12 protein-coding genes are annotated in these 13,289 nt (G+C 57.6%); 10 read left to right on the top strand and 2 right to left on the bottom strand.

The annotated features are described in order from the left end of the window. Positions 1–7: 7 nt before the first annotated feature. Positions 8–805, bottom strand: coding sequence for an IclR family transcriptional regulator (locus E5W87_RS00150; RefSeq protein WP_292393043.1), 798 nt, complete (start codon positions 803–805; stop codon positions 8–10). An 89-nt stretch (positions 806–894) separates the two neighbouring features. Further along, on the bottom strand, positions 895–2,274 hold the full coding sequence (locus E5W87_RS00145; RefSeq protein ID WP_292392913.1) for an MmgE/PrpD family protein: 1,380 nt from the start codon (positions 2,272–2,274) through the stop codon (positions 895–897). Between the two features lie 423 nt (positions 2,275–2,697). On the opposite strand from E5W87_RS00145, the gene E5W87_RS00140 reads away from it, so the two are divergent. From E5W87_RS00140 to E5W87_RS00095, 10 genes are all read left to right on the top strand, one after another. Continuing rightward, positions 2,698–3,834: a Xaa-Pro peptidase family protein gene (locus E5W87_RS00140; RefSeq protein ID WP_292392911.1), complete on the top strand. Its 1,137-nt coding sequence runs from the start codon at positions 2,698–2,700 to the stop codon at positions 3,832–3,834. Between the two features lie 40 nt (positions 3,835–3,874). After that, positions 3,875–4,984 (top strand): extracellular solute-binding protein, encoded by a 1,110-nt coding sequence (locus E5W87_RS00135; RefSeq protein WP_292392909.1) that lies wholly within the window; start codon positions 3,875–3,877, stop codon positions 4,982–4,984. Between the two features lie 81 nt (positions 4,985–5,065). Then, positions 5,066–6,145 carry an ABC transporter ATP-binding protein gene (locus E5W87_RS00130; RefSeq protein ID WP_292392907.1) on the top strand — a complete coding sequence of 360 codons (1,080 nt, stop codon included), beginning with the start codon at positions 5,066–5,068 and terminating at the stop codon, positions 6,143–6,145. After that, positions 6,142–7,035 carry an ABC transporter permease gene (locus E5W87_RS00125; RefSeq protein WP_292392905.1) on the top strand — a complete coding sequence of 298 codons (894 nt, stop codon included), beginning with the start codon at positions 6,142–6,144 and terminating at the stop codon, positions 7,033–7,035. The genes E5W87_RS00130 and E5W87_RS00125 overlap by 4 nt, the downstream gene beginning before the upstream one ends. Next, positions 7,032–7,868 carry an ABC transporter permease gene (locus E5W87_RS00120; protein WP_292392903.1) on the top strand — a complete coding sequence of 279 codons (837 nt, stop codon included), beginning with the start codon at positions 7,032–7,034 and terminating at the stop codon, positions 7,866–7,868. Before E5W87_RS00125 ends, E5W87_RS00120 begins: the two co-directional genes overlap by 4 nt. A 23-nt stretch (positions 7,869–7,891) precedes the next feature. Further along, on the top strand, positions 7,892–9,292 hold the full coding sequence (locus E5W87_RS00115; RefSeq protein ID WP_292392901.1) for an amidase: 1,401 nt from the start codon (positions 7,892–7,894) through the stop codon (positions 9,290–9,292). A 150-nt stretch (positions 9,293–9,442) separates the two neighbouring features. Then, entirely contained in the window at positions 9,443–10,441 is a 999-nt protein-coding gene (locus tag E5W87_RS00110; protein WP_292392899.1) for a dihydroxyacetone kinase subunit DhaK, read from the top strand. Beyond that, the gene (locus tag E5W87_RS00105) at positions 10,441–11,088 is read left to right on the top strand and encodes a DAK2 domain-containing protein (RefSeq protein WP_292392897.1); all 648 of its coding nucleotides are present in this window, start codon (positions 10,441–10,443) and stop codon (positions 11,086–11,088) included. The genes E5W87_RS00110 and E5W87_RS00105 overlap by 1 nt, the downstream gene beginning before the upstream one ends. After that, positions 11,085–12,449, top strand: coding sequence for an FAD-binding oxidoreductase (locus E5W87_RS00100; protein WP_292392895.1), 1,365 nt, complete (start codon positions 11,085–11,087; stop codon positions 12,447–12,449). Before E5W87_RS00105 ends, E5W87_RS00100 begins: the two co-directional genes overlap by 4 nt. A 502-nt stretch (positions 12,450–12,951) precedes the next feature. Further along, positions 12,952–13,143: a hypothetical protein gene (locus E5W87_RS00095; protein WP_292392893.1), complete on the top strand. Its 192-nt coding sequence runs from the start codon at positions 12,952–12,954 to the stop codon at positions 13,141–13,143. Positions 13,144–13,289 lie beyond the last annotated feature (146 nt).

Below are 13,289 nucleotides of genomic sequence, written 5' to 3'. Positions count from 1 at the left end.
CTGCCGCCTAGCTGGCAATCGAAACATCATGTGGATTCATCGTGCGTTCGATTTCAGCGATCTCGCGTCGAAGGATTTGAACGAAGTCTCTTGCGGTGCTCCTCAGGAGCCTTGCGCTCGTCATGTTAATGGCGATCGCACCGGCCACATCTCCGCTCTCTAAGATGATTGGTACGGCTATCGCTGAAATTCCTTCCACAAGGTGCCCGTCATCGACGGCATAGCCGCGCTTGCGAATCTCTGGAAGTCCCTGCCGGATCACGTTCGCCGTCAATCCATGGTAGCGCTCGAATTGTGGTGCGTTGGCTTCTAGAATGACTTCGGCTTGCTTTGGTGGCAGCATTGCCAAGATCGCCTGGCTCGCGGGTCCAACACCAAGGGGTATCTGGCCACCCACCTGTCCGGTGAGGCTGTCGATCCGGTAGCCGCCGTCTTGACGGTCGACGCAGACAGTGTTGAAGCCGTTGCGAGCCATAAGAAAGACAGTATCGCCTGTCTCGGCCGCAATTCGCAGCAAGGCAGGCTGACAAACCCGTCGCATTCCCGTCGTGTCTGCGGCCTTCGCTCCAAGCGCAAAAAGGGCTAGCCCCAGCCTGTACCGCTTTGTTGTCTCGTCGCGCTCGATGAAGCGATGCCGCTCCAGCCCGCTGATGATGCGATGTGCCGTCGACATATTTAGCCCGAAGGCTTCGGCAATATCGGAAACGCGCGCGCCGCCACGGCCTAGCTCTCCAAGATGATTCAAGATGGCGATGGAACGATCGAGCAATTGGGTCCCTGTGGCCTTCTCCTCGCCTTCAGCCATCGTCTTCACGTGCACCTCAATCAATCAGCGGATCAAAACGATCCACAAGGTCGTCGCCCAATTATCACGACAGTCTTCAACGAGGCTAGCTACAGGCGGTAGTGGTCGTTGTCTCGACCGCAGGCGTCTGTCGACAGAAGGCGCGGAATTGGTCGCTGCAAAGTCTCCATCAGGCTACCTAGCTCGCCATCTCGAAGATCCCGGAATGCCGCCAGAAACATTTCCAGATGCTGCTCTTCCAGTCTGGGCTGTGCCACGTTTCGAAACTTGTTCTCTAACTTGGCCCAGCCCATCGGGTTTGTGGGCTCACCCATTGGGGCGAGAACCTCCTTAAACAGCCGCTCGTTCTTCGTCCTTATTACCACGCGTGCTGGAACGGACTGCGGGAATGTCGCGTCAAAGCCAGGATCGATCCGCAACTGAATTCGGCGCGCAAGCGCGATCGTACCGGAATGAGTTAAGTCCTTGTCCGTGATCTGCACCATCGCCTCTGCTCCTTTTGTCAGTGCCATGGCCACGCAGAACGGGACACTATATTGGGCGGATTCCGTCGTGCGTGGCGCCACTTCATTGTTCAGACGAAGTGCCCATGAGAACGTGTCAATCTCTATCGCGTCTATATCCGCGGTATTTGTCCCGTGCTCCGCCTTAAGGGCCAAGACGGCATCAATCGCGGAATGCGCCCAACGGCAACAGCCGTAAGGCTTGAAGTAAATGCCGTTGATCGTCCACTCGGCTCCAAGCCCATCGAGCAGGCGACTACGGTTGAACACGCTTTCGTTGTCAAGCAGGTCGACCGGCCCGGTAAAGCCCTGGGCCGCCAGTTCGACGGCGACCAGAGCTGTAGCGGTAGCCCAGGGGATGCCTTCTTTCACGTGATTGCCCATTACCTTCGAGTATGCGATCGCGGAAAGGTTTGGCGCAGTCGAGCCGGCTATGGCAATGGCCTGCTCGATTGCGTGGGGCTCTAAGCCGCGCAACCAAGCGGCGGCCGCGGCAGCGCCGTAGCCAACCCATGGGCCTGAAACGAGCGTCGTCAGAGTTCCGAAATCCCGCGAGGCAGCCACGCGGACGGCGATCTCATAGCCGAGCGCGATCGCGGGTAGTATTCGGTTGGTCGAACATTTGCATTCCGCTGCCGTGGCCATAACAGCGGGGATGATCGATGCCCCGGGATGTCCGGCCGCCGCGCGATGACCATCGTCCAGATCCAAGCTCGACGCACTTGTAGAATTGACGAGAGCTGCGCCGGCCGCGCTGGTGCGATGCGGCGTGAACCAAATCGGCGAGTTTCCATGCTGCCACACGGACAGGGCCGCCTTTCGCGTTGCGACCGTAGCATCTTCATTGGCGCCAGCGAGCGCAGCTGTCGTCAGGTCCATCATCGCCGTTTTCGCTTGTTCAACAGCAGGGCCGTTGAGGGCACGAAACTCAAAAAGGAAATCTGCAAACTGTCGGGCAATGGTCATGTAGCTGCTGCCACCTCGAATGGGATTGAAGGTCGTCTAAAATGTTATCATTATATGAAAGAAATATGTTGTAAATCCCATAATATGGAAGTATGGATTAAGTGGGATGTCGAGTTGACTGGCTGGGACCCATGGCAGATCGCAATTTAGAGCAGTTGGAATCGTTGCGGGCGGCCGTTGCTGCGTCTGGACAGCGCCCGGTCGTCATTGGTGAAATTGAGACATCCGGGCGACAAGTTCACCCCAAGTCGCGGAACCGGGATCCGGCCGGGTGCTCGTCGGCGGCGAGCGGCGGCTTAGGCGGCTTTCACGGATCGCAAGGTAAAGACAGCACCCTCCCGCCGCCTGCACCTCGTTCCGGGAAGGCCGCCACTTTCGGCTCTCTATTTCGGCACTTTAAATGCACATACATGGGATGAGCAAATGACCGGGAACCGGCAAGCGTTTGCGACCGAAGAATTCAAGACGCGCGTGGCGCGGGTGCAGTCAGAAATGTCGGTGCGGGGCATCGATATTCTTTTGCTGCACGCACCCGAAAATATCTACTACCTCACCGGACACCAGACGTCGGGTTATTTTGCCTACCAGACCCTTGTGCTCGCCCAGAGTGGTGACCCGCAGCTGCTGTTGCGACTCCTGGAAAAGGGCAATGTCGACGAATATTCGTGGCTGCCGGACGCCTTCACCTGGAAAGAGGGCGACGACCTCGTGGAAAAAACGCTCGACTTGGTGCGCCGTTTCGGCATTGCCGGCAAACGCGTCGGACTGGAGAAGAAATGCTGGTTTTTGACATCGGCAATCGCTGATGCACTGACCAATGGACTTAGCGACGCCACCATCGTGGATGCGAGCTTGCTTGTCGATCGCGTGCGAGTGATCAAATCAGCTGCCGAGATCGGTTACATCCGACGTGCAGCACAGATCGCCGAGATCGAGCAGCAGGTCGCGTTTGCGACGATTTGCGACGGAGCCACGGAGGCGCAGGTGGCTGCGGCGGTTTTCGCGGCCGGCGTCAACGCCGGCTGCGAGTATACCGGCCTGCCACACCACATCATGTCCGGATACCGCTATAACGTGTGCCACGCGAACTGGAGCCCGAAGATCATTCAGCGTGGCGAATTGGTGCTTTTCGAGCTGTACGGATGTCTCGAACGCTATCACGCAACCCAGATGCGCACAGTGGCCATCGGTCACGCGTCGGATGAGGTAAGGCGGGCTGCTGACATCGTTGTAGCCGCTCAGGATGCCGGCATTGCTGCTATGAAGCCTGGTGCTTCAGCCCGCGAAGTCGATGCGCTGGTGCGAAAGCCGATCCGCAAGATCCGGCCGGAATATTATAACCGTAGCGGCTACTCGACCGGCATCGGCTTCCCGCCAAAGACCGCCGAATGGGAAGCACTCGACTTCAACGAACAAGAAGATTGGGAACTGAAGGAGGGGATGGCCTTTCACATGCTCGCGCTGGCCTGCGGGTTCGGCATCAGCGAGACGGTGGTCGTGACCAGCAAGGGAGTTGAGCGCCTCACAGGCTCGAACAGGCGCGAACTCCTGATCAAGTGATCAGGAAACAGGGCGAGCCACAGCAATGGGAGACTTCAACATGTCGAACAACAACATCTTCGACCGGCCTCTTCGCCGGCGCACATTTCTCACCGGATCGGCGATCGCGGCAGTCGCCACGATTCTGCCAGCACCATGGGTCCGCAAGGCGTCGGCCCAGCAGTTTGCCGGCAAAGAGATCCGCGTACTTACTTGGTCAGACGCTACCGGTCAGGCAGCTGTCAAGAACATCCTTAAGACCTTCGAGGCGAAGACTGGTGCGAAGGTTATTGCCGATCTCACCGGCACAACCTCCGATATGATTGCAAAGATTAAGGCGTCAGCATCCAAGCCGCAATATGACGTAGTGATCCTTTCCGGCTTCGGTGCCAATTCGCTCGCGGATGCCGGCCTGCTTGAGAAGCCGGATACCAGCGCAGTTCCCAACCTGGCACGCGTGCTGCCTGATTATCAGACCGGTGCCAAGGGTCATGGGATTGGGTACTTTTTGTGGAGTGACGGTCTCGTCTACAACACCAAGACTTATCCGTCGGCGCCCAAATCCTATGACGTCCTGTGGGACGCAGCAAATGAAGGCAAAATCTTTCTGCCGCCTCCGGACAATCTCTACGCGCTTGAACTGATAATCGTCGCGGCAAAGGCGGCGGGCGGCGACATCCACAACCCGGATGGTGGGTTCGAGATTTTGAAAAAGCTCAAAGGCAAGAGCCTTACCATCACATCGAACGCGAACCAAATCGGTGATCTGTTCCGCTCCCAGTCCCTAAACGCGGGCGGGGTTTATTCACCCCTTGAACTCTCGCCATTCATCTCCAAACCCGAGTTCAATGTCAGCGGTACCTACAGTCTTGCCGAGGGATTTTTTGTCGACTTGCAGTACATGGTCGTGCCGAAGGGACATCCGGGCGATTCCGCGGTAGTTGCCGCCCTCATGAATCACGCACTTGATGGCGAGGTTCAAGGCAAGATGGCAGAAGACGTTTGGTACGGCCCGATCAATCAGGATGCGGTGCTGTCGGAAGGTGCAAAAAAGAGTCCCTTCATTCCCTCTCCCGAGGTCATCAAAGAGCACGTCAACAAGATCGATCCCGCCTATTTGGCAAGTGTGCGGGACGACTGGATCCAGCGCTACACCGACGCAGTGATGTAAGATCACGTTCGGTGTTGGGCCGGCCATTCGGCCCAACACCAGCGCGCATCATTTTTTAACAAGCCCGACCTCCGAGGTGACATGGAACAGAATCCTGTCCTTGAGATTCGCAACCTTTCACGCACCTTCGCTCATGGTGCAGTGAGAGCTGTCGACCAAATTGATCTGGACGTGCAACCGGGGGAGATCGTGTCGATCCTCGGTCCCTCCGGCTGCGGCAAGACGACGACTATGCGCATCATTGCGGGATTGGATTTGCCAACTGCCGGAGAGGTTCGCATCCTCGGCAAAAACGTCGCGGGAAAGCCGCCGCACCAGCGCAACGTCGGCCTGGTTTTTCAGTCGCTTGCAATTTTCCCCCACATGAGCGTCAAGCAAAATGTGGCTTTTGGCTTACGCATGCAGGGTCTCGCCAGGAACCTGATCGAAGCCAAGGTCGCTAAAGCCTTGGAACTCGTCCAGCTCTCCCCGGAGAAATTCGCGGGACGACGACCAAGTGAGCTGAGCGGCGGGCAGCTTCAGCGGGTAGCTTTGGCACGGACATTGGTGACTGAACCGGCGCTGGTCCTTTTCGATGAGCCGATGGCGGCGCTCGACCGGCGCCTTCGCGATTACATGGCGGTCGAACTCAGGAGTATTCAAAAGCAGCTCGGCCTTGCAGCCGTCTACGTCACGCACGATCAGGAAACGGCTTCTATGATGTCGGACCGCGTCATCATCATGAATGCTGGCAAGATCCTACAAGCCGGGACCCCGGAGGAAATCTACGAAACCCCGAATTCCAAGTTCGTATCCGATTTTCTCGGCGACACCAACACCCTTCGGATTGAGCGCGTGCTCGAACAGAAGGATGGGAAATCGCTCGTGCAGACCAACGCCGGAGTCACAATTCGTGTCGCAAATAGTGGCGATATAGGTGAGGGAGCTTTTGTCATCTTTCGACCCGAGCAGACAATCGTTTATCCCGCCGATCCGGGAGGTGCTTTTGAGGGCGAGGTGGTCTCGTCGCAGTTTCGCAGCGGTCTCCACCGTTGGCAGATCGTGCTCCGCGGTGGCAACAAACTTATCGCGCAGTCGACCGAAAACAGACTTGCCTCATCCGCCGGCGACACCGTCTGGGTTACAATCGACCCCGGCAAAGCGAGAATCGTTAGACAATGACCGCGATCGAGAGCTCCATCACTCCGCTTCAATCGATGGAAAACGACGCGCCGATCCGCAAGCCTCAGATCGGGCTTCTTCTTATTCCATCTGGCATGCTGATCGGTCTCCTGTTGGTCTGCGCCCTTGTGGTCCTGCGCATGAGTGTCGGAGAACGGGACGCCGAATGGACAGGGTGGAGTCTCAAGGCCTATGTGCAGTTGGCCAGCGCCAGAAACATTGGCATCATAATAGACACTATCTGGATGGCGCTGCTGAGCGCTCTGATAACAACGCTTGTAGCCTTCCCGATCGCTCTTTTCCTGACACGGACGACATCGACATTGGCCCGGCGGGTCGTGCTGATTGCAATTCTGTTGCCGATGATCATTAGCCTGCTCGTGCAAAGCTTCGGCTGGATGGCTATTCTCGGGCCGAATGGGCTCCTGAACCAGGCAATTTCGGCCGCAACTGGAATCGAACGGCCCCTCTCGCTGCTCTTCAATCGCACGGGGGTCTTGCTCGGCCTCGTTCAGACGAGCATCCCGCTTGCCGTCTTGCCCGCCGCCGCCGCGCTGCGCTCGATTCCTATATCGCTTGAAGAGGCAGCAAATGTTCTTGGAGCAAACCGGATCAGAACCTATCGCCACATAATTCTCCCGTTGGCCTGGCCGGGCATGGCTGCGGGCGCCATTCTTGTCTTCGGGTTCAATACGGGTGCGTTTGCCGTGCCGTTGCTGCTTGGCGGGTTGAAGGTGACAACCATTGCAGTCGTAATCCGCGATCAGATGGGCTCGCTTTCCAACTGGCCGCTCGGTGCAGCGCTATCGGTCTTGCTGATCCTGCTGGCCCTGGCCGTGCAGTCGCTCAACCGCCTCATCGTCCGGACCAACGCGGAGATCAAGGAATGAGCATGCCGACCGCAACCGGGCGCTTCGGAATCGAGTGGCAGCTTGTCAAAGGCATCACTTGCATGCTGCTGGCGCTGATGCTTGCACCAATCTGCATGGTCCTGGTGATTTCGTTTACCAGTGGCGAGACGCTGCAGTTTCCGCCACCCGCGCTTTCACTGCGCTGGTATCAGGAGGTCTGGACAATGCTCGTCGGTCCGGACGCCGGGATCGGGAGATTGCGGGAGTCACTGCTTGTCAGCTTGGAAATCGCGGCCCTAACTTCGCTTGTGTGTGTGCTTGCTGGTGTCCCGACTTCCTATGCACTGGTGCGATATCGTTTCGCGGGCAAGACAGTTATCGAAGAGTTGATCGGCCTGCCGGTGGTATTTCCAGCCGTTGTTCTTGGAATTGCCTTGCTGGTGCTGGTAAGCGCCTCCGATCTCAATTTTGGTATTTTTCAGATCGTAGCCGCCCATTCGATTATCGGGCTGCCATTCCTCATGCGCAACTGCATGGCGGCGATGCGCGGCATTGATCCCATGTTGGAGGAGGCTGCGATGACGCTTGGTGCTTCCGCGCCCAAGGTCTTTCGGGAGATCGTCTTGCCGCTTGCCAGCGGGGGTATCGGCTCCGGCGCCATCCTCGTCTTCATCTTGTCTTTCAACGAATTCACGCTGAGCTATTTTCTCTACTCCGTCGATGTCTTCCCGCTCTCCATCTGGCTTTTCCAACAGGCGAACACATCCTTTAGCCCGGCGGTGTTTGCTGTGTCGTCCCTCATTGTCGTCGTCAACGTGGCGGCAGTCTTGGTCGTTGACGCGGTGATCGGAAGTCGCGGATCGGCTGCCTAGCAGCACACCATAGGATTTGTTCAATGATATTTGACCCGTTCTGGTCAATCGAGCAACTGTCGGATCGCTTCGCTCGGCGCGAACTATCGTCCGTGGAAGCCGTAACTGAACTCACCAGGCGCATCGCGACCTTAGATGGCCGGCTGCACGCCTTTTGCAAGATCGATGAGGACGGCGCGCTGGCACGCGCGCGGGCTGCAGACGAAGCACGAGCGAGAGGAACTTCCACGTCCCCCCTGCTTGGCGTGCCGCTCGCCGTAAAGGACATCTTTGATCAGGCTGGTCATGGCACGCACGCTGGCTCCAATGCTCTCAATAACAGGCTACCAACTCGATCGGCAAATGCCGTCGAAAAGCTCGAATCCGCAGGCATGGTCGCCATCGGCCGCACCAACATGGTTGAGTTCGCTTATGGCGGATGGGGAACAAATCCGGTTCAGGGCGCACCCTGCAATCCTTGGGGTTTGGACACTCACGTCGTTGCTGGGGGATCAAGCAGCGGCTCGGCAGTAGCGGTCGCTTCTGGACTAGCACCCGCCGCTTTGGGTACCGATACCGGCGGCTCCATCCGCACCCCTTCGGCCTGGTGCGGAATCGTTGGCCTCAAGACGTCTGTCGGGCTAGTCGGGCGCGGCGGCGTCGTGCCGTTATGCCCGACACATGACAGCGTCGGGCCGATGGCCCGCACCGTCCGTGACGCCGCACTTCTGTTGGAAGCTATGTTGGGGCTCGACCGCCGCGATGTCGCCACATGGCACGTCCCCTCCGTGCGTTCCCTTGCCACGATCGAGGACGGCGTGAAGGGCCTGCGGATAGCAATGCTCCCCGAACGGGATTTGGCTGGCGTCGAGCCCGACATCCGGATGCTGTATGATCGCGCCATCGCCGATCTGACGGCTCTTGGCGGCCAATTCCACAAAATCGCTCTACCATTGTCCATCAGCGATTATCTCGGCCGTGGCGGCGAAATCATGAGTGTCGAGAGCTATGCCCTTCTCAGCGCTTATGTCGACCATCCGGACAGCCCGGTGGATCCGATCATTGCAGAACGCATCCGCCGCGGCCGCGACATCAGCGGACCGGCTTACTACCGTCTTCTCGAAACCCGCCGTCTGGCGCAGATCGGCTTTCAGGAAGCGGCGGCAGAATTTGACGCGTTCGTCGCGCCTGGCTCCCATCGAAGCCCCTTACCGCTTGCCGAAGTAGACGAAAGTCAGCCTCCCAATCATTTTGGAAGACTGGTGAACTATCTCGATCTCGCTAGCCTTGTGGTCCCGGTCGGATTGACATCAAATGGCCTCCCAGCTGGCCTGCAGATTGTTGTCAGAAAATTCGACGATGCCTTAGCACTTCGTATCGGACGGACGCTGGAACGTGAGCGTGGCGGCCTGTTTGTGCCACCACCGGGGTTGCAGCTCCAATGAAGGCTACGGCTGAATTCCACAACCTGGCGAACCTCCCCCATTTACCTATGCCAATGACGAGCCCACCTGTTGGCGAGGGGTTTTGAAAACACCGCGGTCGCTTTAGTCCGCTGGATACGCACTGAAACGATCGAATGGCAGAGCGAGGACATGAAGAAGCTGATTAACAGTCCTGAGAAATATGTGGATGAAGCGCTGGCGGGGATGAGCTTGGCGCACCAGGGTGCCTACAAGATTTCCGGCAGCAACGGCCGTGTCGTGGAACGGGCCAAGAAAAAGCCCAGGGGCAAAGTTGGAGTGGTTTCCGGCGGTGGCTTTGGGCACTTGCCGCTGTTTGCCGGATATGTCGGAGAAGGACTGCTGGACGCCTGCGCTGTCGGGCATGTATTCGCCGGCCCATCCTATGACGATATATCGGAAAGCCTGAAGGCGGGCGACCAAGGCGGCGGTGTGTTGTCGGTCATTGCCAACTATGGCGGCGACACCATGGTGTTTGGCATGGTCAATGACATGTTGACCGCTGAGGGCAAGGACTGCGCCACCGTGATTGTGGCCGATGACATCGCCAGCGCAGACACGCATCGAGCCGAGACCCGTCGCGGTGTGGCTGGGATCATCTTCGCGTTCAAGGTTGCTGGAGCCGCGGCGGAAAAGGGACTTAGCCTATCAGAGGTGAAAGCCGTGACTGAAAAGGCCATGGCTGGTTGCCGGTCCATAGGGGTGGCGCTATCGGCCTGCACAGTGCCGCAGGCCGGCCAACCGACATTTGAGCTTGAAGACGATGCCATTGAAATGGGCATGGGTATTCATGGCGAGAAAGGACTGTGGCGCGGGGCGCTTAAACCCGCTGACGAAATTGCCTCAGAGATGGTCGAGCGACTGTTAGACGATCTCAAGCCCGTAGGGGGAACCAAGGTAGCGGTACTGGTCAACAGTCTTGGCGCCACACCCCTGGAAGAGCTCTATATCCTGTACCGCAAAGTGGCCCACCTGCTCGAGGCAGAGGGCCTGAAAATTGCGTATTCACTTGCTGGTGAATACGCAACGTCAATGGAAATGGCGGGCGCCTCGGTGAGCGTTATGCGGGTCGATGATGAACTGCTCGGTTTGTTGAATGCCCCTGCCCAATGTCCCCTGTGGAGGGCGTGATGGCGACCGTCTTCACCGGAACAGATGTGGGCGCAGCAATGTGGCGCGTCGCATTAGCGCTCGTCGAGAGCAAAGACCGGTTCAACAAGCTTGATGCTGCGGGTGGTGACGGTGACATGGGCACTACCTTGGCGACAGTTTCACAGGCGTTGCTTGCCGATAATTCACTTTATTCGGATGACGTCGGCGAGAGTCTAATGCGGATTGCAAAGACAATTGCACGGACCTCGGGCTCGAGCCTGAGTGCCGTAGTAATGACAGGACTGATCACACTAGGAAAGACTTGGGCGGCGAAACACGAAGTTGCCTGGATCGAGATGGCCCCCGCATTATCAAATGCCCTTGAGACTATGCAGGCCCGGTCTAAGGCCAGACTTGGCGACAAGACGGTGCTGGACGGAATAGCTCGAGTCGCAAGGAACATCGAGGGGATTTCAACTGCAGAAAAAATGAGTGTCACGGCGCAACAAGCGGCCGCCGACGCGCTAGCTGAGTTTCGCCGTTGCCCTGCAATCGTAGGGAGGCTGCGGCTTGAGCCATCAAAAGGGGTCGGAACCGACGATCCGGGCATGGTTGCATTTTATGTTACGGTATTGGCCATGACGGGGTCGCTGTCTCGTCGAGCTGTGGATGGATCCTACAAATGACCGATCCGAGCGTTTCCACCATGTCTCGCCTCAGAACTCAGACGCCCACGCCGATACCCGCGAGAACGGACGTCGTTGTTGTAGGCGCTGGCATCATCGGAACCGCCACCGCCCTATTCCTTGCACAACGAGGGTTGTCGGTCGTCGTTTGTGAAAAAGGCCATGTTGCATGCGAGCAATCCAGCCGCAATTGGGGATGGGTGCGCAAGATGGGGCGCGATCCGGCGGAGATACCTTTGGCTATCGCCAGCACAAAGCTATGGGCTGGAATGAACGCGCTTACAGGTATCGAGACAGGATTCCGCGAAACCGGCATCTACTATTTGTGCAAAGACCAGAAGGACATCCAAAAGTATGAAGAATGGCTAGCATTCGCCAAGGAGCATGATCTCGATTCCTCCCTACTTAGGCAAAGTGGTTTGAAAGAGCGTTTCCCGACGCTCAAGGGTCATTGGGAAGGTGCGCTGTTTACCAAAAGCGATGGACGCGCCGAACCTTCCATGGCGACGCAAGCCATGGCGGCTTCATTACGCACACGTGGCGGGCAGATCATTGAAGATTGTGCCGTGCGGTGCATTGAAACAGGGGCGGGCTCAGTCCATTCCGTCGTAACGGAGCATGGCGAGATTCGCTGCAAATCCGTCGTCCTGGCGACCGGCGCCTGGACTAGACTATTCTGCGGCAACTTGGGAATCGATTTCCCGCAATTGAAAGTTATCGGATCGGTCATGCGCACGCAGCGGCTCGACGGACCTCCTGAGTGTGCGGTCGCAGGTCGGGATTTCGCTTTTCGCAAGCGCCTTGACGGTGGCTATACAATTGCGCAGAAAAACGCGAACATCGCGCAAATCGTTCCGGATAGCTTCCGTTTGTTCTTCCAGTTTCTTCCCGCCTTTCGGTCGGAAGGGAATGAAATACGGCTTCGCTTCAGCAGTCAGTTCTTTAGGGAAATGAACACCCCGAAAAGGTGGCAATCGGATCAGGTCACCCCCTTTGAAACAACCCGGGTTCTCAACCCAAAGCCTTCGGAAAAAATCCTTAGCGAGGGGCTGAGCAACCTAAGGAAAGTTTTCCCCGAGTTTGCCAATGCCAAGGTCAAAGAAAGCTGGGGATGCGCCATCGATGTTACGCCAGATGCGGTGCCCGTGATCGATAAGGTCGACGAGATTTCGGGCTTAGTAATCGCCAGCGGTTTCTCGGGCCATGGATTTGGGATCGGGCCGGGGGCAGCCCATTTAGTCGCCGATATGGTCACGGCCCAAAAGCCGATCGTGCCTTTAGAACCTTTCGAGCTCGCTCGGTTGAGGAAGTTAGCGGTGCCGAGCATGGAGAAAGCAAGAGGGTCGGCTCGAGTTCAATAGCACGGAACGAGCCTGTCAGCTGCGGCGAACCGCGGCCCAATCCTGTGGCGGGCAACCGCGCGTCCGGCGGAGAGGTCCCAGGTCGATGCGCGCTACGTGGCGGCGACGCGGGAGCGGTGGACCGGGCGTCAGGGGGCTGGTAGGCCTTGGAGAATCATGCCACGCTGAAAGAAATAGGGCGTTGTTAGCCACTAGATGCTTGACCCTCTTGGTCCTCTGGTTCTAGCCCGTGCAACAGGCCTACAACTGGTTGGCGGACCAAGCGTCTTTCGTTTTCATATCTAGGCTGCTGAAAAGATTGAGCTTTTCGCGTCAGCTGTTACGCAGTTTGTTACACAAGACAAAACTGCTTTTCAGCTAAGCTGAATCGGAGGGACTTTCGTTATCCGCGGCTGTCGGTGGCGTCGCGTAGTCGTGGCCGACATAACGAGGCGCCCTCGCTTCGGCAATCCCTGATCTTGTTGCTCCATCCAGCCTCGACCAACTCACCGGCATCAAGGCCATGTTCGTGCTCTACGCGTTGCTCGGCCTGCTCGGCGGCCTCTTCTACGCACGGATCCCGCAGCGCCTTACACCGGTTTCGGGAGGGACTTTTGCGAACCTAGCCCCCGTTTCGAATTTTGATGCCGCGAAATCCTGGAAGAGCCGACACTCGACATTGCAAATGGCCCCATCCGATTTCGAACTGGGCTAGGGAACCGAAGAAGGTGAATACGGCCCGGATAGCCAAGTGATCCATCCTGACGTCGATCCCCTTTACGTTAGACGTCGGTAGGTATAACTTGGGATCTTGGGAGTTTTATTATCCATGTTGCGCGGGGAATTGGTAATTTGCGCAAT

Origin of the sequence: Mesorhizobium sp. (assembly GCF_004962925.1) — a bacterium.
Taxonomy (GTDB): Bacteria; Pseudomonadota; Alphaproteobacteria; order Rhizobiales; family Rhizobiaceae; genus Mesorhizobium.
Note: the sequence above shows the minus strand (reverse complement) of the source record. Positions and strands in the feature narration are given on the sequence as shown.